General features: G+C 69.8%; 27 protein-coding genes. 13 read left to right on the top strand and 14 right to left on the bottom strand.

The annotated features are described in order from the left end of the window. Positions 1–24 precede the first annotated feature (24 nt). From ABD331_RS22100 to ABD331_RS22090, 3 genes are read right to left on the bottom strand one after another with little or no spacing between them, the layout of a single operon-like run. Positions 25–1,053, bottom strand: coding sequence for a hypothetical protein (locus ABD331_RS22100; RefSeq protein ID WP_344477676.1), 1,029 nt, complete (start codon positions 1,051–1,053; stop codon positions 25–27). Then, positions 1,047–2,003 carry a myo-inosose-2 dehydratase gene (gene iolE / locus ABD331_RS22095; RefSeq protein WP_344477674.1) on the bottom strand — a complete coding sequence of 319 codons (957 nt, stop codon included), beginning with the start codon at positions 2,001–2,003 and terminating at the stop codon, positions 1,047–1,049. Before iolE ends, ABD331_RS22100 begins: the two co-directional genes overlap by 7 nt. Beyond that, a complete protein-coding gene (locus ABD331_RS22090; protein ID WP_344477672.1) occupies positions 2,000–2,821 on the bottom strand; it encodes a GMC family oxidoreductase in 822 nt (273 codons plus the stop codon). The genes iolE and ABD331_RS22090 overlap by 4 nt, the downstream gene beginning before the upstream one ends. Before the next feature lie 79 nt (positions 2,822–2,900). Between ABD331_RS22090 and ABD331_RS22085 the strand changes: the two genes are divergently transcribed. Further along, positions 2,901–3,227 carry a hypothetical protein gene (locus tag ABD331_RS22085; protein ID WP_344477670.1) on the top strand — a complete coding sequence of 109 codons (327 nt, stop codon included), beginning with the start codon at positions 2,901–2,903 and terminating at the stop codon, positions 3,225–3,227. Between the two features lie 588 nt (positions 3,228–3,815). On the opposite strand, the gene ABD331_RS22080 is transcribed toward ABD331_RS22085, so the two are convergent. After that, positions 3,816–4,025, bottom strand: coding sequence for a hypothetical protein (locus ABD331_RS22080; RefSeq protein ID WP_344477668.1), 210 nt, complete (start codon positions 4,023–4,025; stop codon positions 3,816–3,818). Positions 4,026–4,049: 24 nt separating this feature from the next. Between ABD331_RS22080 and ABD331_RS22075 the strand changes: the two genes are divergently transcribed. Then, positions 4,050–4,373 carry a helix-turn-helix domain-containing protein gene (locus ABD331_RS22075; RefSeq protein WP_344477666.1) on the top strand — a complete coding sequence of 108 codons (324 nt, stop codon included), beginning with the start codon at positions 4,050–4,052 and terminating at the stop codon, positions 4,371–4,373. Continuing rightward, the gene (locus ABD331_RS60995) at positions 4,355–4,843 is read left to right on the top strand and encodes a transposase family protein (protein ID WP_425566019.1); all 489 of its coding nucleotides are present in this window, start codon (positions 4,355–4,357) and stop codon (positions 4,841–4,843) included. Before ABD331_RS22075 ends, ABD331_RS60995 begins: the two co-directional genes overlap by 19 nt. 217 nt (positions 4,844–5,060) lie before the next feature. On the opposite strand, the gene msrA is transcribed toward ABD331_RS60995, so the two are convergent. The 3 genes from msrA to ABD331_RS22050 form a co-directional block, all read right to left on the bottom strand. Further along, complete coding sequence (msrA, locus tag ABD331_RS22060; RefSeq protein WP_344477664.1) at positions 5,061–5,567, bottom strand: peptide-methionine (S)-S-oxide reductase MsrA; 507 nt, start codon at positions 5,565–5,567, stop codon at positions 5,061–5,063. A gap of 9 nt (positions 5,568–5,576) precedes the next feature. Further along, a complete protein-coding gene (gene msrB / locus ABD331_RS22055) occupies positions 5,577–6,056 on the bottom strand; it encodes a peptide-methionine (R)-S-oxide reductase MsrB (RefSeq protein ID WP_344477662.1) in 480 nt (159 codons plus the stop codon). A 294-nt stretch (positions 6,057–6,350) separates the two neighbouring features. Continuing rightward, entirely contained in the window at positions 6,351–6,830 is a 480-nt protein-coding gene (locus tag ABD331_RS22050; RefSeq protein ID WP_344477660.1) for a PPOX class F420-dependent oxidoreductase, read from the bottom strand. Between the two features lie 369 nt (positions 6,831–7,199). Here ABD331_RS22050 and ABD331_RS22045 point away from each other — a divergent pair, with 369 nt between their 5' ends. The 4 genes from ABD331_RS22045 (at position 7,200) to ABD331_RS22030 (ending at position 11,265) form a co-directional block, all read left to right on the top strand. Further along, on the top strand, positions 7,200–7,916 hold the full coding sequence (locus ABD331_RS22045; RefSeq protein WP_344477658.1) for a hypothetical protein: 717 nt from the start codon (positions 7,200–7,202) through the stop codon (positions 7,914–7,916). A gap of 209 nt (positions 7,917–8,125) precedes the next feature. Continuing rightward, positions 8,126–9,172 (top strand): hypothetical protein, encoded by a 1,047-nt coding sequence (locus ABD331_RS22040; RefSeq protein ID WP_344477656.1) that lies wholly within the window; start codon positions 8,126–8,128, stop codon positions 9,170–9,172. 3 nt (positions 9,173–9,175) lie between these two features. After that, positions 9,176–10,651, top strand: coding sequence for a PrsW family intramembrane metalloprotease (locus ABD331_RS22035; protein ID WP_344477654.1), 1,476 nt, complete (start codon positions 9,176–9,178; stop codon positions 10,649–10,651). Between the two features lie 50 nt (positions 10,652–10,701). After that, complete coding sequence (locus ABD331_RS22030) at positions 10,702–11,265, top strand: hypothetical protein (RefSeq protein ID WP_344477652.1); 564 nt, start codon at positions 10,702–10,704, stop codon at positions 11,263–11,265. A gap of 113 nt (positions 11,266–11,378) precedes the next feature. On the opposite strand, the gene ABD331_RS22025 is transcribed toward ABD331_RS22030, so the two are convergent. From ABD331_RS22025 to ABD331_RS22010, 4 genes are all read right to left on the bottom strand, one after another. Further along, a complete protein-coding gene (locus ABD331_RS22025) occupies positions 11,379–12,296 on the bottom strand; it encodes a PaaX family transcriptional regulator (RefSeq protein WP_344477650.1) in 918 nt (305 codons plus the stop codon). 364 nt (positions 12,297–12,660) lie between these two features. After that, entirely contained in the window at positions 12,661–13,584 is a 924-nt protein-coding gene (locus ABD331_RS22020; RefSeq protein WP_344477648.1) for a PaaX family transcriptional regulator, read from the bottom strand. Between the two features lie 109 nt (positions 13,585–13,693). Then, entirely contained in the window at positions 13,694–13,822 is a 129-nt protein-coding gene (locus ABD331_RS22015; protein ID WP_344477646.1) for a hypothetical protein, read from the bottom strand. Beyond that, complete coding sequence (locus ABD331_RS22010; protein ID WP_344477644.1) at positions 13,819–14,442, bottom strand: cytochrome P450; 624 nt, start codon at positions 14,440–14,442, stop codon at positions 13,819–13,821. The genes ABD331_RS22015 and ABD331_RS22010 overlap by 4 nt, the downstream gene beginning before the upstream one ends. A gap of 279 nt (positions 14,443–14,721) precedes the next feature. Here ABD331_RS22010 and ABD331_RS22005 point away from each other — a divergent pair, with 279 nt between their 5' ends. Continuing rightward, positions 14,722–15,957, top strand: coding sequence for a M20 metallopeptidase family protein (locus tag ABD331_RS22005; RefSeq protein WP_344477642.1), 1,236 nt, complete (start codon positions 14,722–14,724; stop codon positions 15,955–15,957). Positions 15,958–16,116: 159 nt separating this feature from the next. On the opposite strand, the gene ABD331_RS22000 is transcribed toward ABD331_RS22005, so the two are convergent. Next, complete coding sequence (locus tag ABD331_RS22000) at positions 16,117–19,080, bottom strand: RING finger family 4 domain-containing protein (protein ID WP_344477640.1); 2,964 nt, start codon at positions 19,078–19,080, stop codon at positions 16,117–16,119. 423 nt (positions 19,081–19,503) lie between these two features. On the opposite strand from ABD331_RS22000, the gene ABD331_RS21995 reads away from it, so the two are divergent. From ABD331_RS21995 to ABD331_RS21980, 4 genes are all read left to right on the top strand, one after another. Beyond that, positions 19,504–20,457 (top strand): hypothetical protein, encoded by a 954-nt coding sequence (locus tag ABD331_RS21995; protein WP_344477638.1) that lies wholly within the window; start codon positions 19,504–19,506, stop codon positions 20,455–20,457. Positions 20,458–20,577: 120 nt separating this feature from the next. After that, positions 20,578–21,108: a TetR/AcrR family transcriptional regulator gene (locus ABD331_RS21990; RefSeq protein ID WP_344477636.1), complete on the top strand. Its 531-nt coding sequence runs from the start codon at positions 20,578–20,580 to the stop codon at positions 21,106–21,108. A gap of 67 nt (positions 21,109–21,175) precedes the next feature. Next, complete coding sequence (locus ABD331_RS21985) at positions 21,176–21,583, top strand: DUF5360 family protein (RefSeq protein ID WP_344477634.1); 408 nt, start codon at positions 21,176–21,178, stop codon at positions 21,581–21,583. Between the two features lie 187 nt (positions 21,584–21,770). Continuing rightward, positions 21,771–22,445, top strand: a complete 675-nt coding sequence (locus ABD331_RS21980) for a CBS domain-containing protein (protein WP_344477632.1) — start codon at positions 21,771–21,773, stop codon at positions 22,443–22,445. Positions 22,446–22,553: 108 nt separating this feature from the next. Here the strand turns inward: ABD331_RS21980 and ABD331_RS21975 are convergent, their stop codons facing one another. Continuing rightward, the gene (locus ABD331_RS21975; protein WP_344477630.1) at positions 22,554–23,048 is read right to left on the bottom strand and encodes a hypothetical protein; all 495 of its coding nucleotides are present in this window, start codon (positions 23,046–23,048) and stop codon (positions 22,554–22,556) included. Between the two features lie 10 nt (positions 23,049–23,058). After that, positions 23,059–23,487 carry a MarR family winged helix-turn-helix transcriptional regulator gene (locus ABD331_RS21970; RefSeq protein WP_344477628.1) on the bottom strand — a complete coding sequence of 143 codons (429 nt, stop codon included), beginning with the start codon at positions 23,485–23,487 and terminating at the stop codon, positions 23,059–23,061. A gap of 171 nt (positions 23,488–23,658) precedes the next feature. Between ABD331_RS21970 and ABD331_RS21965 the strand changes: the two genes are divergently transcribed. After that, positions 23,659–23,811 carry a hypothetical protein gene (locus ABD331_RS21965; RefSeq protein WP_344477626.1) on the top strand — a complete coding sequence of 51 codons (153 nt, stop codon included), beginning with the start codon at positions 23,659–23,661 and terminating at the stop codon, positions 23,809–23,811.

Here is a 23,811-nt window from a genome sequence, read left to right as displayed (position 1 = left end):
ATGCGCGCGGAGGTCCCCCTGGCCTCAGATGTAGGGGCGGCGGTCCAGGACCAGCCGGAGCGGCCGGTCGGTGCGCAGGGTCTCGGTGCCGAACACCTGCTGGGCGTACGCGAACGCCGACAGGGCGCCGGTGAGCATGTGCACGCCCTGCCAGTGGTCGACGAAGTCCTTGGTACGGGTTCCGCTGTCGAGTGCCCGGGCCGCCAGCGCGGTGACGGCCTTGGCGATCGCCTCGCGTACCCGATCGGCCAGGTCGCCGGGCACGTGCGGGAGGGTGCGGCCGAGCATGTAGATCGAGTCGAACGTCAGCCACCACGGGTTGTGCTCGTCCCACAACCCTCCGGTCTTCTGCAGCCCGAGCAACGTCTTGGCCCGGGCCTGCGCATGCGGAAGGGTACGGTGCAGCGCGGCCCACACGAAGTCGAAGTGGAAGGTGCCGCCGATCTGGTCGAGGTCGCCTTGCTCGGGTTTGCCGAGGCCCGCCAGGCCGGTGGTGGCGTCCAGTTTGGCCGACTCGATGTAGCTGACCAGCCAGTCGAACCAGCGGCGCTCAACGACGCCGGTGACGTTGTAGAAGGTCGAGGCCAGGCCGGTGACGATCTCGCCGGCCTCGTAGCAGCGCGAGCGCCAGTCGAGGGTGTTGAAGAAACGTTCGGTCCAGGAGGTGTCGCGCATCGGTTCCGCGAACGACAGCGTGCCGAGCGGCGCCGCTCCGTTGTGCAGGTGGGGCTCGAACAGTTGCATCGCGCCGATCGCGAAGCCGGTGTTGTGCGCGGTGGGCAGGATGGGGGTGTCGTCGACGAAGTATCCGGAGCGGCGGTCCTGGTAGCGGGCGAGGGCCTGCAGCCAGACGCCGGCGGGGCCGATGCCGTCGAAGCGGTCGAGCGTGTAGAGGATGCAGGCCGCGTCGGCGGTGCCGTACAGGGCCGGGCGGGTGGCGCCGGGCGACTGACCGTAGTCGGCGACGCCCGGGCCTGCCTTGGCGCTGGGCAGGAACTCCTCGGCGATCCACGTGGTGAAGGGACGCAGGTCCCATTGCTGGGCGGTCACCATCCCGCCACCTCTCGGATGTACTCCCGGGCCAGTTTGGCGTACAGGAAGGGGTTGGCGGTCTCCGGGTTCTGTTCGGCCTCGACGACGACCCAGCCCTTGTAGTCGTGTTCACGCAGGAGCTGGAAGATGGCTCTGAAGTCGAGCCCGCCGTTGCCGGGAACCGTGAAGATCCCTTCGACGACCGCGAACTCGAAGCCGGTGCCGTCCTTGCGGACCCGCTCCACCACCGCGGGGCGGATGTTCTTCACATGCAGGTGCGTGACCTGCTTGATGTACTTCTTGAGCGTCTCGAGCACGTTGTCGCCGGCCAAGGCCAGGTGACCGCTGTCGAAGGTGATCGGCAGGCGCCGCTTGCCGTCGGAGCGCGACGACACGCGTTCGGCCAGCTTGTCCAGGTCCGCGGTGTTCTCCACGACGGTCTGGATGTGCGGGTGGTAGCCGAGGGTCAGCCCGTGCCGTTCGGCGATCGCGATGAACTCGGTCATGCCGTCGGCGAGCCTGTCCCATTCCTGGTCGGAAAGCTCCGGGATGGCGCGCGGGAAGAGCGGCTGGTCGACGGCGGCCCAGTGTTGCGTGTACGGGTCGTCCTGCGGCTGCTTGAACGGGCATTTCCAGCATTCGGCCGTGGTCGCGTGCTTGGCGCCCGCCGCGGCGAGGAAGGCGCAGTGGCGGTCGAAGCGCTCGTACTCCTGACGTGGTTCGCGTTCCAGCAGGAACGCGCTGAACCATCCGGCGGCCAGTGCGAGACTGTGCCGCTCCAGCACGGCTTTGAGCTGCTGGGGATCGGCAGGGAACACCGACCCCAGTTCCGTGCCGTCGAAGCCGGCACGTTGCATGTCGCGCAGGATGGTGTCGACGGCGGTGTCCGCGCCGAGGATGGGGAAGTCGTCATTGCGCCAGTTGATGAGGGACGCGGCGACCTTGACGCGCCTGTCCGGCGTCTCGGTCATGACGCGACCGTTCCGGACTGCTGGTCTTCGAGCAGCTTGTCGTAGCTGGCGGGGACCACCTTGCCGTCGAGGGCCAGGTGCGCGGCGGACTTCACCGCGATCGCCACGGCGGTCGGCGTGGGGTTGCAGGCGGTAGCCGTCGGGATGACGTTGATGCCGCCCACGCGCAGGTTCTCGTAACCCCAGTGGATGGAGTTCTCGTTGACCACCGAGTCCTCGGGCTTCTTGCCCATCCTGGTCGTGGACTGCAGGTGCAGCGAGGCGCCCGGCGGCTCGAACTCCGGAAGGTGCCCGGGCAGCCAGGCGCCGAGCGCCAGCGACGCCTCGGCCAGCTCGCCGATCATCTCGTGCGCCTCCTTCACCGCCTTGGGGGGCAGCGTGTACTCGAAGATCGGCTGGGGCATGCCCATGATGTCGGTGTGCGTCGCGGAAAAGGTGACGCGGTTGTCCCACTGCGGCTCGGTCATCCCGAACCCTTGCAGGAACACCAGCAGCCGCTGGTCCACCAGTTCGGGCCCGGTCGTGCTGAAGTTGATCGGGTCCTGGTGGATCTGTACGTGCCACGGGCGCTTCTCCGAGACCGGGATCCACACCTGCGGCTCGGCCGCGTTGGGCGGCAGCGCCGCGATGCCCTTGTGGCCTTCGTCGTCCTCCATCTTGGCGACGAGTTCCTTGCTGAGCACGACCATGCAGGAGGCGACGGTCTGGTCGTTGAGGTAGCGGCCGAGTGCCGGGTGCCGGATCTCGGAGTTCCACAGCAGTTGCGGGCTGAAGATCGGACCGGTGGCGACGACGAAGTGGCGGGCCTTGATCCTCACCTTCTTCCGTGACCGGAAGTTCTCCACGTCGGCGTAATCGATCCGCTTCGTCTGCGCGTTCCTGTCGTCGCTGCCCAGCTTGCGTACCAGATGGTCGGAGCAGAATTTGCAGGCGTTCCTTCATGTCGGCGGAACGCCAGACCGGATCCAGGATGTCGTCGACCCCGGTCCATTTCACGAAACCGTCGTCGACGCCGATCTCGCCGACGCCCTGGCGGCGGGCGGCCATCGGGAGGTTCTGCACCGGATATTCCTGCGGCACCGCGTACTTGTAGTCGTTGCCGAGCGTGCCGAAGAAGTTCTGCAACGCCTCCTTGACGACCTTGTTCCGCGCGAAATTGAATTCCCCGGTGCTCATGCGGAGGTATTTCTCGCCCACCTTGAAGAGCTTGTCCCATTCGTCTGACGAGATCACGTCGGAACGTTCCATCGTGGGATGCGGGCGGGGCACCGCACACGTCCACAGGGTGGACATGCCGCCCACCGCGTAGGCGCCGGCCGCCGCCGACAGGTTCTTCTCGGCCTTCTGCTCGACGTTGTAGAAGTTGAAGGACGTGTTCGGGTCGTGGGTGAAGGCCACGCGATCGAGCGTCTCCTGATAGCCGTGGCCGGGCAGGACGCGCGAGAACTTCTGCAGGTTTCCGCTGACGACGTCAGCGAAAGTGTTCCAGTTGTCCTGGTACACCCGTTGGTTGCGGAGGTGCATGCCCTGTTTCTCGGACAGCTGGGAGCCTGCGTCGACGATGGTGACGGTGAGGTTGGGGTTGAGGGTCAGAATCGTCCGCGCGTAGGTTGCTCCTACCGGTCCAGCACCGACGATCAGGACGTCGGGGTTGTAGGGGTCGAACGGCATGCCGGTTCCTCCTACGGGGGATGTGCACGCCGCCGTCGTCGACGGCGCGCACTGATGAGGTCGCCGCGGGCGCAACATGTGCGGGTTGCGGGCGGGCGATAAGCGCGGTAACGCTTCACCTCAATTGAACACTATGCGCGTTCAAATAATTACACTCAGTAAAGAGACAAGGTCATGGCCCATTGCCATGACCTTTCTTTCCCGGCAGACAGCGAACAAGCCCTCATCGGTAATAACTGAGCCGTTTTCATCCCTGAGTGGCAGGCTGCTGATCACAGCATGATCGCAAGGTTCGCGTTCGCCTGCTGACATGGCGAAACCCCTGGTAGACGGGTTGATCACCACAATCACGTCCGCCACCACCAGGGGCCTCGGATGCTGTTCTATCGTGCTGCCGTCGATTTGTCGCGCCGAACGCTGAACTACGTCGCCGGGCTGATCCGCCGGCATCGCAAGGCCATCGGGTCGACGTGGCGGCTGCTCAATCCGGGACAGCAGGCCCTGCTCGTGCTGGTCTACCTGCGCAAGGGTGAGACGTTCCCTGAGCTCGGAGCCGGGTTCGGGATCTCGACGTCAACGGCGTGGCGGTATATGGAGGAGACAGTGCTGCTGCTGTCGGCGCGCTCGCCCAAGCTCGACCAGGCGCTGCGCAAGGCCAAGCGGACGGGCTGCACTACCTGGTGCTGGACGGCACGCTGATCCCCATCGATCGGATCGCCGCCGACCGGCCCTACTTCTCCGGCAAGCATCGGGTGCACGGGATGAACGTGCAGGTCATCGCGGCACCAGATGGGACGATCCTGTGGACCTCGGGCGCGCTACCGGGCAAGACTCACGACCTGAGCGCCGCCCGCATCTGGGGCATCCTGCGCGCACTCGAACGGGCAGGCATCATCACCCTCGCCGACAAGGCGTATCAGGGCGCCGAAGGCCCGGTCCGCACCCCCGTACAAGGGAAGGAACAAGCCCGAGTCCCAGAAGCAGGCCAACCGTGCTCACGCCAGGCTCCGCGGGCCCGGCGAGCGCGCGAACGCCCAGCTGAAGAGCTGGAAGATCCTCCGAAAGCTACGCTGCAGCCCGTCCAAGGCCGGCCACCTGTGCAAGGCCATCGCCGTCCTTCAAAACCACCGGGTCGCGCAGGCCGCGTGAGGATGAAAAGCGTTCACTGAATCAACGGCCCGTCCAGCACCATGAGCCGCCGGAATAATCTTTGAAACCCGTGAGCTCGTTCGAGGTTTTTCGCCTCCTCAGCCTCACGAAGCGCCGACCGCCTTCGGCCAGGGGCTGTTTCTTACGGAGGCGGATGGTCGCGCACGGCGCTCCGCCCGCCCGCGTTCTCCCGGATACGCGCCGGCGCGCGGACTCGGAGTCCACGCGCCGGAGACGTCAGGCCTTTTCCCGCTTCGGGAGCTTCCACCCGGGACGAGGGAAGTGGCAGGTGTAGCCGTTCGGGTACTTCTGCAGGTAGTCCTGATGCTCGGGCTCGGCCTCCCAGAAGTCGCCCGCCGGGGTGACCTCGGTGACGACCTTGCCGGGCCACAGGCCCGAGGCGTCGACGTCGGCGATCGTGTCCTCGGCGACCCGCTTCTGCTCATCGCTGGTGTAGAAGATCGCCGAACGGTAGCTGGTGCCGATGTCGTTGCCCTGGCGGTTCTTCGTCGAGGGGTCGTGCACCTGGAAGAAGAACTCGAGCAGCGCGCGGAAGTCGGTCTTGTCGGGGTCGTAGACGACCTCGATGGCCTCCGCGTGGGTGCCGTGGTTGCGGTAGGTGGCGTTCGGGACGTCGCCGCCGCTGTAGCCGACGCGCGTGGACACGACTCCGGGCTGGTGGCGGAACAGCTCCTCCATGCCCCAGAAGCAGCCGCCGGCGAGGATCGCCTTTTCGGTGGTCACGTCGTCTCCCTACTTGTCGTTGATGTCACTTGTGAACAGGGTGCGGTAGTCCCCATACCCTTCCTGCCCCAGGTCGTCGCGGTGAATGAAGCGCAACGACGCGGAGTTGACGCAGTAGCGCAGTCCACCCCTGTCAGGAGGACCGTCGTCGAAGACGTGACCGAGGTGGGTGTCCCCGTGCAGCGAGCGGACCTCCACCCGGATCATTCCGTGACTGAAGTCCTCGCGTTCGACGACGTTCGACTTGGCGAGCGGCTGGGTGATCGGCTGGGTGAAGCTCGGCCAGCCGGAGTGGCTGTCGTACTTGTCGACCGACGCGAACAGCGGCTCGCCGGACACGACGTCGACGTAGATGCCGGGCTCGTGGTTGTCCCAGTAGGCGTTGGCGAACGGGCGCTCGGTGCCGTCCTGCTGGGTCACGCGGTACTGCTCCGGATCGAGCCGCGAAACGGCTTCCGGGTTCTTGTGGTACTGGGTCTGCCGTGGCACAACTTTCCCTTCCCGGCCTTTCGGCGCGGAGCTGGAAAACCAGGTGAAACGCTCCTGGACGCGGAGATAGAGACACTCCATGGGCCGCGTCTATTCCTGCCGGCGTCGCGCTGAAGGTCACGGTCTTCATGGCCTGCCTCGGAGGTGCGGATGCATGCGGGATCTGAGCCATGAGTTGCTGGAGGGACGAGCCACCCGGCCACGAGTGATGCTCCCCGCTGGAGCAGCGGGCCAGGGCGAGCGAGCTGCTGGGCGTGCACGTCGCCGGCGATCGGTCAGCATCCGGTCTCGGTCTTACTCCTGGGCCGAGATGTCCAGAGCGGTCCCGTACAGGCGCGAGACGTGCAGCCTGATCACGACGCGGCGTTCGTCCACCAATTGCCGGAGAAAAGCGGCCTCCTCCGCCGGGTCCTGGAAGCCTGGGGTGAGCGCCAGCAGTTCCCTGCCGATCGCGTCCCCGGGCTCGGTGGTTTCCTCGGAGATTTCCGCATCGCCCTCGGCGACAGCGAAGGACCAGACGTCCGGCCCGTTCACGTGCAGGGCGACACGGGGGTTGGCGCGTACGTGACGCGCCTTGAGCCGGTCGCTGGTGGTGGAGATCCGGACGATCCGCGCGCGGGGGTCCCAGTGGTACAAGACGGTGGACATGTGCGGGTGGCCGCTGCGTTTGACGGTGGCCAGCGCGCCGAACTGCTGGTCGCCGAGCAGGCGGGTGAGTTCGTCGTCGGTGAGGATCCGGGGCGCGGGACCGGCGCCCGTCTCGTTGTCGGCCATGTGGATCAATCCCTGTCGTCGTGGGGGTGTGGACGGTCAGTGCGAGATGCACCAACAGGAGAAACCGTAGCAGATAGATCCGTTGCAGACGATCCACTAAAAATCTAGTTATGGTCTGTCGAGGCGACCACGCTGGGCACAGTGACCGCCGGCCAGCCGCAAGCGCAAGCGCGTCATCGGCCACTCCTGAGAGCCAGGCCCGCAGTGCTGGCACCGCGACGCCTGGCCGGTGGGGAACTCCTCGAAGCACCAGACGCCGTCGTGCACGACGACCTGGGCTTGCGGGCGCGGCGAGCCGAACAGCTCGGTCACGCATGCCAGTCATGTGACGGAGGCGAACCCCACCGGTCCGTGACTAACGTCGCCCCCATGAAGCTGATCAATGACCACCTGGCGGTCAAGGCACGCCTGGCGCCTCCATCCGACGACGGTTTCCTCATGCTGGCCGGCGAGGCCGGCGGCTGGCGCGGCCCCTTCGCGACCGCTCCCACCCAGTTGGCCGCCCGGCTGAAAGCGCTGGCTTCGGGGATCGGGGCCTGCGAGGCGAACGTGTTCCGCGCGATCCTGCGCCCGCCCGGCGAAGGCGATGAGCTGCTGGCCGCCCGGGGGCTTCAGCCGGCGCGCTACGACGTCGTGGTGCTGATCCGGACCGCGAGCGTGGCGGCCGCTCTGGAGCTGCGCGAAAGCCCGGCGTGCAAGGCGCTCTCCGAGACGCTGCGCACGGCGGCCCGCCGCACCCATGAGATCGTCGCCGACAACGCCGCCCGGATCGGCGACGTGGACCACAGCCGGGACCACGCCTTCTTGTTCAACTACTTCTACGCCGACGACCGCGAGCGGCTGCTCCAGGTGTGGGAGTACACCGCCGGGTGGTTCCAGGCCAAGACCGCCCTGCCCGACTCCGCGCTGATGCGTCCGCTGGAGGGTGAGCCCGGCGACTACGGGATCATCAATCACGCGAGCTGGCCGAACCTGCGGGCCTTCCTTCCCGGCCTGATCTTCCGGCCGACGTTCCGCAGTTTCGTGCTGGCCAACTTCAAGGCCAACGGCATCGCCGCGCAGCCGATCATCTACCGCCGGGTGTGAGGCGTCCTCAGGCCGGCTCCGGCAGCCGGATCAGCTCGGCGCGGGAGGTGACGCCCAGCTTGGCCTGGCCAAGCCACCCCGGGATTTATGTTAATTAACGGGCATACATTCTCGAACAGGTCGTACCCACCGAACTTCCCGGTGAATTCCTCATGCAGCCGGGATATCCTCGCATGCAAATAGCGCTGACGACCATCGAAAGTGAATGCATGCGAAACGCCCTCTTCGGGATCGGCGCTCTCGGGCTCGTCGCCGCCTTCCCGGCGCCGGGCGTCATCGCCATGGGTCACGCACACTCCGGCCCGGCTGCGGTCACCTGCGAATTGGGCGGAACAGGACAACTGACCGTTCAATCGCCCTCGGTGGTCCTAGCCGACGCACCCGGTACCGCGCCGTTTCAGGTACGACTTGAAGTGAGTGCGCGACCGGCCGGCGTTCAGGGCATTCCCGCTCAAATATCCGGCAGCGTCACGTTCTCCTTGCAGCCCGGCGAGCGATTCGAGGATTACGACAATCGCGCGGCGGCCGCAACAGCCGCATTGGTGGTTCCCCTTCAGGGAATGGCGGCGGGCGATCGTGCTTTCTTGAACGGTTCCGGCCACCTGGACGACGGCAGCTGGAAAGCCGCCCCTGGCACATACCGGCTACATGCGAAAAACCTCGCACTCAGCATTCCTGGCGCGGGAACTTGCCATGTGACCGACCTCGGGCCGCTCGGCGAGTTCTTCGTGCAACCGCCCGCCACAGACGGCGGCGAAGACCCGGCGTTGTCATCCTTGGTGGCGGCAATAGGCCGGATCATGATGGCGCTTGTCGTCGTGGCGAGCGGGCTCTTCCTCTACGCGAACAGGCCGCAGAGATTCAGGCGCGCTCGAAAGCCGCGCACGGCCGCCCCCTGCGATCCTCGACCCGAGCACGCCCGCGCCCCACGCAGGCTGCCGGAGCCCGCCGGTTTCGAGTCCCGGCCGCACCTGCGCCTCTTCCGTACCTTCACGTCGATCGCCGGGGGCAGCCTGCTCACGCTCGGGCTCGTCGTGAGCTGCGTGGTCGACCGGAGCACCACTCTGGAGGATCTGCCTCCCTTCCCGGGCGGGCCGTCGTTGCCCGCGCCGGGTGGCGCCACGCCGACGGCCTCCCCCTTCGGGGAGCCGCCGTACTCCACGGCCTCCCCCTTCAAGAAGTCGCCGTACTCCACGGCCTGGCCCGCTCCGCCGCCGCCTGCCCCTCCCAGTCCTCCCGCGCCGCGCGACAGGTGACCCATGACCAGGCAACCGCACACAAACCTTCTGCCGGCCTGCCGGCGGCAGCGCCTGGCGCTGCTCGTCCTGCTGTCGCTGCATGCGATGGTCGCGCTGACCATGGTGCTCAGCCAGGTCCGTCCGCCGCAGATCGACGTGGCGGAAGCAGGCATTCCGGAGCTGACGAAGGTCTCGGAATTCTTCGCCTCGCTCGTCTACTGGCAATACCTGCCGGGCTGGGCACTGCTGGCGGGGCTGTCGGTCGTCGCCTGGGGACATCTGCGGTACGCGCACTCCCGGGGCGTATCGCCGGACCGTCGTGAGCGGGTGGCGCGGCGATACCGCAGGGCGCTCGTGGTCGTGCTGCTGTCGCTCCCGGCTTTGAAGGTCCAGTCCGTTCTCGACCTGGTCGTCTGGCCGGGCGCGCACACGCTGGCCTTTCTCGTGTGCCTGCCGACGACCGTGTACGCCTTGTGGCTGGTGCACTGCATGCAGCGCTTCCGGCGGGTGCCCGTGCCGTTGCTGTTGACGGCCCTGGGGTGGGGAGCGGTCGTCGCCGCCGGCTTCGGCTTGACGATGAACGAGTGGTGGAAATCCTTCTCGACCCTGCATTTCCCGCTCCCGGACAACATTTTGGACGCGACGCGGCTGAAGGACATCGGCCTGCCCATGATCTCTGGATTCTTCGAGGAACTCGGTAAGGGGGCAGGCGTGGCGATCCTCTTCCTGCTCTATCGGCGGCATTTCCACTCCGTCGTCTCCGGCATCGTCATCGGCGCCGCGACCGGGCTCGGCTTCAACTTCGTCGAGAGCGTCACGTACATGGCCGCCTTCGACGGGTCGAGCGCCGGCTTTCACTTCTGGGCCCGGCAGGTCGCCGGGCTCATGGCCGCGCACACGGCGTTCACCGCCATCACGGGCGCGGCCTTCGGCATCGCCCGGCAACTGCACAGCCGTCCGCAGCAGATCACCACGATCGCCCTGGGCTTCTGCACTGCGGCCGGCGCGCACTTCTGCAACAACGCCATGCTCGACTACGTCGCCAAGGAGTCCCACAAGTGGTTCACCGCCGGTGACACGGTCAACGTCCTGCTGCTGACGCCCGCCCAGTTGCTGCTGTTCCAGGGCCCGCTGATCGTCCTGTACGTGCTCCTGCTGCGCCGTGGACTGCGCAGTGAGGCGGCAGGCCTGCGAGTATCGCTGACCAACCTGCCGGACGCCGCCCGCGACGCGATCACCGAAGCGGAAGCGGCAGTGCTGCTTTCACCTGCCCGGCGCTTCCGGCTCAAGGCTGACGCTCTGCGCGCCGCGGCGAGCCTGCGCCACGGCATCGCCGCCTACCTGCGCCTGGCGCGCCTGCATGCGGCCCAACTCGAACTCGCGACGGAACACTGGCACCGCCTGCGTGGCGAGGCCGACCCGTCCGCGCGGGACGAGGCGTCGTCGCGGGCGCGCGTCCAGGCGCTCAAGGCCGTTCTCGCCGGGAACGGCCCGTGATGCGCGGGCGCGTCTCGTCCACCTCCGCCACAAGCCGCAAAGGATCGTCGATGAACCATCGTACGCAGCGACTGCTGGCGCAAGGCCTGCTCACCGTGGTGGGAGCGATGTGGTTCCTGCTGCTCAGCGCGTCCCCTGCGGCGGCCGGCTGCGGCGGCGTCACCTACGAGCAGCGTCAGCAGCCCGACCCGCCCAAGCCCGCGAACACCTGGATCATCCAGGACTGCGACCAGACCGCCCCCGCGGTCGCCGCCGGTCTGGCCTGCGCCTTGGGCGTGGCCGCGACCGGCCTCTACATCCGGCACCTGCACAAGGACGGCGCCGGCGGGGTCGCACCCGCGGGGCAGGCCGAAGTGCAGGTCATCGGTCCCGGCGAGGTCAGGCTCGGCGACGTGGACGGTGATGTCGTCATCCGGGGCGGGACTCTTGTGGGTCGGGTGTCCGGCACAGCAGTGATGGTGGAAGGCGCGACCTTCGTCGGAGACGCCAAGAACCTGGTCCAGATCGGCCAGCGCAACAAGGCGATCGGGAACATCAACGGCAAGGTGGTCCAGGCTGGATCAATCCTCGGACGTGTCATCGCCAAAGGTCGTCAGCTGTGGCCACTCGACTGACAGTTCGAAGCTCGCTTGGCGGCTTATTTGATCACGCGCCGAGTGGCGTGCTTCGCCCGGCTGGCCGAGCGGTTGCAACGGTGAAGGATACGCGGGGGTGAAGCGGCGCGAGCTCAGTCGTCCGTCAGGTACTGATCCGACCTGTACGCACGAATCTCCGCCGCCCGGGCACCGATGTACTTCTCGAGCAGGTTGCGCACGCGGATCTCGGCGAGCGACCCGAGGTTGTCGTGGATGGCCAGGAAGAGGCTGCGGGCCGCGGGCAGCGGCCAGTCGGGCGGGAGCAGAACGGTGGGCAGCGCCGGGTCGGTGTCGGGAAAGATCCGCCACGCGTCCATCACCTTCGTCCGCGCGACCAGCGCCTCGGAGATCCCCACGGCTCCCGCGCGGACCCGCTCCAGCAAGGGCGTGTAACTGGTGATGAAGTCGTCGTAGCGGGCGCGCAGGCCGTCCAGGTCGTAGGCGGCGAGCGGATCACGGCCGCCGAACAGGGCGGAGTCGAAGGTGACGAGCATCAGCGCCGCCGCCGTACCGACGGACAGCTCAGCCAGCACCCGCGCGGCCACGTCGCGGCGGTCGCCCGGCGCGATGAGCACGCCGTCGAACAGGGTCGCCATGCCGATCTCCTGCAGCCGCACGCGCAGGACGCGTCGCTGGTCGCGCTGCGACTCGGGCACGGAGAACGCCACGACGGTCCACTTCCCGGTGTCCGGCACGGGAGCGGCGCCGAAAGCCAGGAAGTGGCGGATCCGCCGGTCGTGCACCTGGCCGGCCTTGTCGGTCAGGCGGTAGGAGGTCCGGCGGCCTTCGCGTACCGGCTCGATCAGGCCGCGTTTGGCGAGCCTGCTCAGTGTGCTGCGCGCGCTGGCGGCCGTGATGCCGAACTCGGCGAGCAGGTGCACGATGGCCGCGGACGGGATGGGGCTCCGCTCGGCGAAATCGTAGTCGCCGAGCAGCGTGGCCAGCAGATGCTGGGGGTGCGCACCCGCTTGGAGGCGCGGCATGAGCACTGTCTCGAGCCTCGCGTTCACCGACGGAAGTATATGGTTTCCTGCCGCCCCCGGAACGCAACCCGTCGATGGAGGCTCGACGCTTGACGGGACGGGCGTTGCCGCCACTGCTGATCAAAACCATATCGGTGGCGTTGCGCGGGCGCAGGAAGCGAGGGCGGCGCGCGGAAGGCAGACAGCACACCCACCCTTCAACTGGGAACAATCGCTGTCGTCAAGTCAGGAGGCCGCAGTGGTGATCCTTGACAATCTCATGATGGTCCCTCCGCGACCCACTCACGATGCAGGTTCGGTTGCGATCGACGGTTTAAATGTCACATTCACGACTGCACTCGTGTCAAGGGGTCGCGGTGCGCAAGGAGGGAGGGGTCGTTGACCGGGAAGATCAGCGAGGGGCGAGCGGCAGGCCGGTGCGGTGGTGCGCCACCAGCTCGGCCAGGGCCGGCTCGAACTCGCCGACGATCTGCTTGACGCGGAACTCGGCGAGCGGGCCGAGGGTGTCGTAGATCTCGACGAACACGTCCCTGGCCGCACTCCTGGGCCAGCCGTGGGGCAGCAGCTCGGCGGGCAGGTCGGGATCGTGGTTGGGGAACGTGCGCCAGGTGTCCATGATCCCCGTACGGGCCACCAGGGCCTCCGACGCGCCCACGGTGCCGTTGCGCACGCGGGTCAGCAGCGGCGCGTACTGTGCCGCGAAGTCCTCGTAGGTGCGGCGGAGCTGGTCGAAGTCCCACGCCTCCTGCGGCGCCCGCAAGCCGGGCAGGTCCAGCGCGCGGGCGCGGAACACGGTGGCGATGGGCACCCCCAGCTCCGTGAGCACCGCCGCCGCGGCATCGGCCTCGGCGGTGGGCGAGACCCACAACCCGTCGTAGAGCGGGGCGAAGCCGAGCCAGCGCAGCCGGGAGCGCAGCGCGTGGCGCAGGTCGCGCTGCTCCTCGGAGACGGAGAACGCGGCCACCACCCAGGTGCCGTCCCAGGCGCCCTGGTCCAGGCCGAAGGACATGATCCGCTTGCGGCCGTCCTCCAGCACGTCGGCGGCCCGGTCGGTCAGCCGGTAGTAGGTGCGCCGCCCCGCCTTGGACGACTCCAGCAGCTCCCTGCGGGCCAGGCGAGACAGCGCGGCCCTGGCGGCCACCGCCGACACGCCGAACTCCCCGGCCAGCCGCACCAGCGCCGCCGACGGCAACTGCTCGGACCGGCTGATCCAGTAGTCGCCCAGCAGCGTCGTGATCAGGTGTTGCGGGGGCGCGCCCGCCTGGAAGCGAGGAAGATCGACGTCACCCGCGTCGGCCCACGCGCCGTCAGTCACCGTAGAAGTATAAGCATTACCCTTCCGCATACCGATGCGATCGATTCGTCGTGCGTTCTCGGGCGGGCCGGAGCCGTACCGGAACCGAGAGCGCGCCGATCTCGGGCATTCACGCGCTCTTGACCGGACCGCAGTTCCGCAGCCGTGCGTACGCCTCCAGGCTCTCCTCCGCCGAGCCGGCCTCGTCGGGATCGAAGTCGTCGCCGGGATCATGGTCAGTGCCGGGAAGCTCCATCATCGGGCCGCCGCCGTGAAGCGCATCGGCGCCGAGTTGGTGCCCCACTCGGCCCAGCTCGCCATCCTGATCTCGCCGCTCACCTCGAACGCCGACGTCCGCGCCAGCGCCTCCTCCAGCGTCGTGACCAGCATCATGCGGGCCAGCGGAGCACCGGGACAGGTGTGCACGCCATCGCCGAAGGCCAGGTGCTTGCCCAGGTTCGGCCGGTCGAACCGGAACGTCTCCCCGTCGGGGAAGATCCGCTCGTCGCGGTCGGCGGAGGTGTACACCAGCGCGATGGGCTCGCCCGCCCTGATCAGCCGGCCGCCGAACACCACATCCCGCCGCGCCGTCCTGGCCATGCCCCGGTAAGGGCCGTACAGTCGCAGGAACTCCTCCACCGCCGCGGGGATGCGGGACGGGTCGGCGCGCAGCAGATCGGCGAGGGCCGGATCGCCGCCCAGATGCACGAACATGTCGCCGATGAACACGCTGGGCGCCACCATCCCGGTCACCGGCAACTGCCGGACGCAGCCCAGCACCAGGTCGGGCGGCAGCGGCTCGCCTTCGTACTCGGCCGCCATGAGCGCGCTGGTGAAGGTCTCGGGGGCGCGGGGGTCGAAGTCGTGGGTGAGACTCACGGGGTCAACAGAGACTTCTCGCACATTAGACACTTGCTGTTACGTACGTCAATGCACATATCGGAGATTATTCGCGGCGCAGTCCGCCCAGCGAGTGACGGCTTCGGAGAGGGTCTCGGGTGGGGAACACCCCACCACCGACAAGCGGGTGGGCTTCAATGCGCCCCCGCCGGCGGGTGCGGCAAGGTCGATGTCGACAGACTTCCTCGGGTGGCTGGAGGAGCCTTGCCGAGTTCAGCGAACCGCGCCGTCAGCCGACGCGCCGTACTGGGTGGCGCCATGGCCGGCTTGGCCGGCGTGGTGGGAGGCGAGCCGGGGCCGGCCTGGGCGGCGCACGCCCAGGACGTGCCGGGGAGAGGGGATCCAGTGGACGCCGTGGCGTCCCGGCTCGACCGGGACCTGATCGCGTTACGCCGCGACCTGCACCGCAACCCCGAACTTCCGGGGCAGGAGCGGCGGACCGCCGCGATGGTCGCGCGGCGGTTGCGCGCGGCCGGGCTCGACGTCACCACGGGCGTCGGCGGGCACGGGGTGGTCGGGGTGCTCGAAGGCGCTCGTCGCGGCCGTACGGTGGCCTATCGCGCGGACATGGACGCGGTGCCGCCGGACGACCAGCTGGGCGGAGGCGCGCAAGTCGCCCACCTGTGCGGGCACGACGTGCACACGACTGTGGGCGTGGGGGTCGCGGAGGTGCTGGCACGCCTGCGCGACCGGCTCGCCGGCGCCGTGGTGTTCGTCTTCCAGCCCGCCGAGGAGGCGCTGTCCGGCGCCGCGGCGATGCTCGGCGACGGCGTGTTCGCCCGCGCCCTGCCGGTGGAGATCCATGCCCTGCACTGCGGCCCCTACCCGGTCGGCGAGTTCGCCGTCACACCCGGGTACGGGTATCCCGGCCAGGACCACGGCGTCATCACGCTCACCGGCTCCGACGCAATGGAGCGGGCGCGGCGGCTCGCCACCGATCTCGGCGCGCTCGGCACGGTGTCGCCGCCGGCCACTCCCGAGCAGTTCGACCGGCTCCTGGCCGACGTGCAGACCCCGGACGGGCCGCTGAGCACGTTCGTCTTCATGCTGGCCCAGGCGGCGGAAGCCGGAGGTCAGGCCGAGGTCCGGGTGTCCTACCGCTGCTGGCCGGAAGACCGGTACGTGCGGGTTCGTGCGGACGTCGGCCGGCTCGCGCAAGCGCACGGCGCGACCGCGACCTTCCCGGACGACCCGTATCCCGCCATGGTCTGCCCCGAACGGGAAGGCCGGCAGATCGAGCGATTCCTCCGGCAGGACGTTGGGCGCGACCGGGTGCGTACGCTGCATGCCGCGGTCCCGTTCAGCGGGGAGGATTTCGGGCTGTTCCTGGATCTGCTCCCCGGCACGTACACCTTCCTCGGCGTCCGCGCACCCGGATCCCCCGTCGAGACGAGCTTTCCGCACTTCGGCGCCTTCAACCCGGATGAGCGGGCGATCGGCCACGGCGTCCGCGCGATGGCGCGCTGGCTGGCCGGCCGCACCGATCGCCGGTAGCGCGGCCGGCTCGCACGAACGTACGGCGCGACCGCGGCACTGGGTACGCGGAGATGGCTGCGGGACATGGGCGCGGAAATGGCTGCGGGACTTGGGTGCGGGGATGGGTGCGGGCCTGCCTGAGGTGGTGGCCCCGGGCGCGCTGACGATCCGCCTGGCTCAGAGGCCCGGGGTCAGGCCGGACAGCAGGTCGGCCGCGTCCAGCAGGCGGGCCTCGCCCAGGGCGTGCGGATACAGCGCGTACGCCTGCGCCCCCGGCAGCTCGACGTCCCCCGACACCAGCGCGGCCAGCTCCACCCCGTCCAGCGAGCCGTCGAACGCGGGGGCGTCGGCGCGGGCGGCGAGCCGGGCCGCGAAGTCCGGCACATCCTCGTCCGGACGGCGCTCGTACCGAACCAGGGAGCCGTCGCGGCGGCGCACCACGACGTCGGCGGCGCGGGCGGCGGCGTGCCAGCACCCGACCTCCCACATCGTCACCCGGTGCTCGAACGCGCTCTCCAGCGCCCCGCCCACCGCGGCCAGCTCGTCGGCGCTGCCAGCCACGTTGTGGCCGTAGCCGGCGGCCGACAGGTTGAGGTCGGCCCAGCGCATCGTCCGCGTCCAGAGATCGGCCACCAGCGGCACGAGGATCTTCGCCGTGCCCGACAGGTCGAACCGCTGGCGCACCGCCACCGGGTCGAACAGGCCCCGCGGGCGCTCCATGAAGCCGGCGAAGCCGCGTACGAGCTCGTCGAACGGCACGTCGTTGTAGCTGAACACGACCGGCACCAGGTAGCGGGCCCGCAGGTTGCGCACGTTCACGTCGATGAACTCGGACGCGCCGAGCGGCACGGGGGCCGACGTCAGGTCGCCGGAGTGGGTGAGGCTGTTGCCCAGCCGCAGCCGGGTGTAGTCGCACAGGCCCGCGAACCTCCAGCCGTCGTCGTAGACGGCCACCGAGAGGTCCAGGTCCACCCGGGTGCCCGGCGGCTCGGCCCAGTGAAGGAAGAAGCGGAGCTGGTCGGCCTGTGGAATGGGCTGGACGCTGCCCCTGACGAGCCGGACCAGGGCCGCGCTCGCCGCCCGTTCGGACGTGGGCGCGACCAGGTCGGCGAGCCCCTCGTCCAGCAGCGCCCGGCGCAGCGGCGGCAGCTCGCCGGCCCGGCGCAGCAGCTCGGCGGTCAGGACGCGTTCGGCGGTCAGCACCACCTCGTCGGGCAGCGCGGGCCGGTCGTCGGGGACCGTCCACATGCGGGCGGCGCCGCCCCTGGGCAGGAACAGCCGCGCCCCGCCGGGCGGCGTCCTGACCTGCCCTAGCACGGCCAGCAGCACCCCGGGCGCGACACCGCGCACGGCCTTCTCCAGCACCCCTAGCGGATCCACACCGCCCGCCGCCACCGACCCGGCCTCGCCACGCGCCCCCTGTGACCCGGCCTCGCCAGGCGCTCCCCGCGCCCTACCGTCGCCGCGCACCGCCAGCGACCGGGGCTCGCCGTGAGGCCCGGCCTCGCCACGCACCGCCGGAGACCCAGGCCCGCCGTGCGGCCCAGCCTCGCCACGCGCCTCCCACGACCCGGGCTCGCCGGGCGCTCCCAACGATCCGGGCCCGCCGTGCGGCCCAGCCTCGCCACGCGTCCCCCGCGACCCGGGCTCGCTGTGCGCCCCCGACGACCCGAACTCGCCGTGCGGCGTGGTCTCGCCGGGCGCTGCCAGCGGTGTGACCTTCCCGGGCGCGACGGCGGGCGTCATCGGGGCGGTGTCGCTCTTCACCCTCTCCCCCGTCCCCGCCATCACCCGCACCGGCGGCGGCCCTGACGGGGCGGGCGCGTACGTCAGGCGCAGCAGATGGGACAGCCGGCGCAACAACTCCCCGGGCCGGCGGCTCAGCAGGGCGGTGGCCTCGGCGTGACGTCCCTCGGCGAGCGCCTGCTCCACCCGGCTGGCGAACGTCCGTACCCGCACCCGCCCGTCCCGCACCTCCACGTCACGATGCCCGTCAGCGCGGGCGAGCAGAGCGCGGCCGAAGGGTGTGGCGGGGTCGAGCCGGGTGCCGCGCAGCGCGGCGAACGCCAGCGCCGCCTCGGGGAAACGCGCATGGTGCTCGTGCGGGTGCAGCACCTCGGCCAGGTGCTTCCACTGCTCGCGGTACCGCAGCAGATCTTCGAGCAGGTACGGCATCGCGTCCAGGCGCGCCAGCACCGCCCGCCGCACCGCCCTGGGCAGCGACCGGCGGCGCTGCGGCGCGACCCGCAGCCCGGGATCGGCGTCCATCAGCGCGTACAGCACGCGCAGCACGTCGGTCGCGGTGCCGGCGTGCCGGTCGAGCAGTTCGTGGCCGGCGCCCTTGCGCAGCGCCCACGCCACCACGGCGGCGAGCGTCTCCTTGACGGGGATCGGCTCGGCCAGCCACGCGAGCGACCGCGGCCACTGGTCCTCCAGCAGCCGCTCCAGGTCGGCGCGCTCGTGCGGCGGCATCGGCGTGCGCCGCGCCAGCAGCTCCGCGGCCAGCTCGCGGCACGTGCCGGACGGGTCGGCGCACAGCCGCAGCAGCACGGTCGTGGTCACCGCGTCCCTGGTCGGTGTGATCTCGCGCTCCGACGGGACGAGGAAAGGGTCGCCGGGGTCGATGCGGCGGTGGCAGATCGGGCAGGCGCTGAAGTCGGAGCCGTCCCAGCAGGTGCGGCAGACGAGGTGCGCGCACGGCGAGACCGGGTGGACGGTGCCGGACTCGCCGCACAGCACGCAGGGCCGCTGAGGGTTCTGGAGGAGCAGGGCGAAGATGCGGCGTACGTAGAAGTTCGTCGTGTCGGCAGGCACGCTTTCCGGAAATTTCCGGAACAGCGGGACGTGCGAGTCGTTCGCTCCCAGCTCCTCGCGCAGGCCGTGCAGCAGCCGCCGTCCCACGATCGTCAGGTCCGTCACGCTCAGCCCGCGCAGCTCCCCGTACAGCTCCCCGGACACCACGAACCCGAGCTGCAGCAGCTCGAACTCCAGCGCCGCGACCCCCGACGCCACGTCGGCCGGCACCATGCCGAGCCTTCTGGGCAGCTTGCCGACCGGCGGCGGCAGGCGGCGGTCGGCGGCCAGCAACCGGGGCGCGACCAGCCTGCGGCGGCGCAGCAGGACCTCTCCGGAACCGTTCACCGCACCCCCGGAAATCGTCGAAGGCCGCGCGAGGGGACCCGCGCGGCCTGCTCGTGACGGAGAGCGGGCACGCTGTTCATTCTGGAAAGGAAAGAGAAGGAAGCACACCCAGGAGCCGTCTGATCAGCACCTTACTGGCTCGGCTCACGAAATGCCGCACATTTACCACCTTGCACCCTCCCGCGACCTCTGCGCGACCGCCTCGCCGCCCGTGCGAGCCCGCCTCGTGCGAGCCCGCCTCATGCAGGGCCGCCTCGTGCAGGGCCGCCTCGTGCAGGGCCGCGTGTCCAGCCGGCGGACGCGCCCGCGACGGACCATGCCTTCGAAGCCACTCAACACGCGGCCACAGCCACCCACCGCGCCGAGGGCCGAAGGAGGTCCGCGGCCCCGGAACGTCCGGTCCGGCCCGTTCGTCGTCATTGCGTGACCCTCTTCTCCGGGCTTGACGAGCAGCTGCGCGAGGCCGCCGCCAGAATGCACCGCGCCGAACACGTCCGGCGCCTGCGTGAGACCACCGCGCGCCAGATCGAGGACGTCCGCAGCACCCTGGAGGAGCTGGAGGCCGAGCTGGCCGCGGAGGAGCGTGACGTCGCCCGGCTGGAGGGCGGGCTGTCCGCCGTCCTGGCCCGCATGCTGGGCAACCGCGAGGAGCGGATGGAGCGCGAGCGCGCCGAGGCGGCGGTGGCCAGGGAACGCGTGCACGGTCACCGCGCCCGCCTGGCTCAGCTCGAAGCCGACGCGGCGGCAGCCGCCGCCGAGCTGGCCGTGCTCGACCCCGCGTCCCGGGAGTACGCCCGGCTGCTGGCCGAGAAGGAGCAACAGCTCATCCGGGGCGGCGGGCCGGGCGCGCCCGAGCTGGCCGACCTCGGCGCCGCACTCGACCGGTTGAGCGCGGACCTGCGCGAGTGCGCGGAGGCCCGCCAGGCGGGGCAGGGCGCGCACGAGGCGCTCGGCGTCGTGCTGCGCTTCCTCAGCTCCGCCAGGGACGCCTCCACCTTCGACGTGCTCGGCGGCGGCCTGCTCGCCGACGCCTTCGAGCACGACAGGCTGACCAGCGCCGACAAGGCCGCCTGGCAGGCCCAGCGGGCTCTGGACGTCTTCGCCCGCGAGCTGGCCGACACCGGCATCGCGGCCCGGCCGGTGATGCCGAAGGTGGACACGCGGTGGTTCGTGGACGCGTTCTTCGACAACATCATCAGTGATGTGCTCAAGCATCAGCGCATCGAGAAGACCAGGGCCGAGGTGAAGGACCTGGCGCGGTGGGTGCGTGAGACCCAGGCGTACCTGAAGGCGCGCCACGGCCAGTTGCAGGCCGAGCACTCGCGACTGCTGATCAGGCGCAGGGAGCTTCTGCACCCCGCCCTGCCCCCTGGCTGATCGCGTCACGACCAGTAAGGCGATCAGGGCGCCTTTACAAAGTAAGTTCACAGCGATGCGCCCATCGCGCTAAGGTACCGACCGTCTGGACGGTCGGTACCTTAGCGGCGGAGAGAAACCATGCGAGATCGAATCCTGGACACTGTGGAGCACATACTGATCTCCGGAGGGGCGGACGCCGTCCGGCTGGACGCGGTCGCCGCGCAGGCCGGAGTCAGCAAGGGCGGCCTGCTCCATCACTTCAGATCCAAGCAGGCACTGCTGGAGGGGGTGCTCGACCGGCAGGTGGAACGGTTCCAGAGCGAGCTGCCGCCGGCGGGATCGCCACCCGGCGCCTTCACCCGAGCCTGGCTGGACGCCACCATCCCCGACGCCGACGTCCCGGCGCGGGCGCACACCGACCGGGTGGCGGTAGCGCTGCTCGCCGCGCTGTCCGGCGGCCCGGAGGTGCTCGACGGGTTCCGGCGCCGCTACGAGGCCTGGCAGGACAGGATCGCCGACGACGGCCTCGACCCGAGCACGGCCTACCTCGTCCGGCTGGCCGTGGACGGATGGTGGATGGCGCGGCTGCTGGACCTCGCGCCGCCGCACGACGACCTGCATCGCCAGGTCCGCGCACGGCTGGCCGCCATGATCGAGGAAGGCGCCTGATGCCGCCCGCTCCCCCGGTCCCCGTCGCCGATCCGCGGCACAGCACCGGCGACGGGACGGACCGCTCGTGAACCGCATCCTGGGCGCGACCAAGATCGCCATGCTGATCACCGACGTCGCGCTGTTGCTGTACTGGGTGGTGGTGTTCGCGGGGCTGATCCCGCCCGAACTGGCCTACCAGGACTACACCAACCCCATCCTGACCGACTGGAACGCCTCGTTCGTCCTGCTCGACCTGGCGGCGAGCCTGACGGGGCTGGCGACACTGTGCGCCACGTCCTCTGCGCGTCCTCTCATGACGGTGTCCCTCACTCTGACCAGCACCGCCGGCCTGCAAGCAGTCGCCTTCTGGGCGCTGCGCGGCGACTTCACCCTCGCCTGGTGGCTGCCCAACCTGTTCCTGCTGCTGTTCCCGCTGCCGGCGCTCGTCGTCTTGATGCGTACGACCCCTGCGCCGGCACCGGGCCGACCTTGAGACGCTGCGCTGATCGACGTCACCGATTGTTGCCCGGGAGGCAGGGGCACGCCTCGGGGAACGTCCAGGTGGAGACCCTGGGGCCTCCGGTGGCCGCCGACCAACGACCGTCCCGTCCGGGACCTTCGCCTCTGAGCGCCGCCTCCTGGACGGGGGTCTGATGGAGGTAACCGATGAGGAGGCTGACATGCGCATGACCGTCGCGGACGTGATGACGGAGAAGGTCGTCACCATCACCGCCGCCACCCCGTTCAAGGACATCGCCGAAACGCTCATCTCGAGCGGCATCAGCGCCGTGCCGGTCACCGACGACGACGACCACGTGCTCGGCATGGTGTCGGAGGCCGACCTGCTGCGCAAGGAGGAGTTCCGCGAGCAGTTCCACCGCGAGGGCTACCGGCCGCCGCTGCGCGCCCGCATGCGCCACCCCGACAGCCGGCGGAAGGCCGGCGGCGACATCGCCGCCGAGCTGATGACCCGCCCCGCCGTCAGCATCTCCGCCAAGGCGTCCGCGATCGAGGCCGCCCGCATCATGGACGCCCACGACGTCAAGCGGCTCGCGGTCGTCGACTACAACGGCCGCCTGGTGGGCGTCGTCAGCCGCCGCGACCTGGTCAAGCTGTTCCTGCGCTCCGACGAGGAGATCGCCGCCGACGTGCGCGACGACATCCTCGACCGCACCCTGTGGGTGAACACCGACGGCGTGCGGGTGGACGTGCGGCAGGGCGTCGTGACGCTGTCCGGGTGGATCGAGCGCCGCTCCGAGGCCGCCATCGCCGTACGCATGACGCATCGCGTCAACGGCGTGGTGGACGTCGTGGACCAGCTCGACTGGAGGCAGGACGACCACGTGCCCGCGTGAGGCGGAGCATGACACTGTACCGGGGTCAGGTATCTATGAGAGCCGGCTGATCTACGGATCTGGGATCGGGCGAAGGTTCAGCGTGCCGGGGTCATGAGGTGGGAGAAGTCATCCGTGTTCGGCGTGCCGGCCGTGGTCGGTGACCTGGGCGTCGAACCAGGCGTGCAGCGCCTTGAGCAGGGCCGGGTCGGAGGTGGCGTAGGTGATCTGCGCCCCGGCGGGAGCCTCCGCATAACGGATGTCGATGCGGTCATGGCCCGCCTCCAGCTCGCGCAGGCCGGGCATCTCGCCGCCGTGGATGGAGGCGGGGTCGCCGTAGTCGCCCTCGCGGAAACCCGCCGCCTCGGCGGTCAGGTGCTCGCGGATCAGCGCGACCTGTCCGGCGTCGGCCGGGTCGTCGGAGGTGACGGTCTGCACGCCGCCGGTGGCCGCCTTGGCGAAGCGGTGCGTGGTGCGCTCCAGGTCGAACGGCATCACCGTCCGGCTCCTGGCCGCGATCTCGGCCTGCCGGGCGGCCAGCGCCCGCTGCTCGTTCCGGCTGATGAGCACGTACGACGTCGTGGCGACGACGACGAGAGCGAGCGCGGCGAGGAGCGCCTGCACGCGTCGATTCCTAAGTTTCATCGATGGCCTCCGTGAGGATGGTCAGGGCGCGCAGCACGTCGGCGCGCTCGCCCTCGGGGACACGTTCCAGGACGGCGGAGAACCGCTCCGCTCTGGCCTCGGCCAGGCGGGCCGCGGCCTTCACCCCGTGCGGGGTGAGCCGGACCAGCACGCCGCGCCCGTCGTCGGGCGCGGGGGTGCGCTCGGCCCAGCCACGGTTGATCAGCTGCGTGACCAGCCGGCTGGTGGTGCTCTTCTCCAGCCGCAACCGGTGCGCAAGCTCGCTCTGGCGCAGCGCTCCGTCCCTGGCCAGCTCTCCCAGGGCGTGCGCCTCCGAGGTCGGGATGGGCTGTCCGCACGGGGTCTGGTCCGGCTGGTGGAGACCGAAGGCCCGCACGAACCGGGCCACGGCCTCCTGGAGTTCGCGATCATCCGCCATGGTTCGACCATACAACCACATAGTTGTATGGAACAACCAGATAGGCCGACTGGAAAGATCGCCGCTCGGTGTCGTGGGTGGGGGACGGCGCCGCACTGATCGCCCAGACATGTACCGCTCGACCCACCAGCTCAGGACCAGGCGACCACGGCGGCGCCGCGGAGCGGGCCGATGAGCAGCCGCGGCCTCGCGCAGCACCGCGACGTCGGTGACGACGGGCACGTCCGGGTGGCGCTGGCGATGCCCGGCGAGACTTTCCGTGAGCGTCAGCAGTTGCCCGCCTTCGTCCTCAGGACCGATCGTCGGCCGCACGTCAGGTCGTGA

It is taken from the genome of Nonomuraea monospora, from assembly GCF_039531895.1.
GTDB lineage: Bacteria > Actinomycetota > Actinomycetes > Streptosporangiales > Streptosporangiaceae > Nonomuraea > Nonomuraea monospora.
Note: the sequence above shows the minus strand (reverse complement) of the source record. Positions and strands in the feature narration are given on the sequence as shown.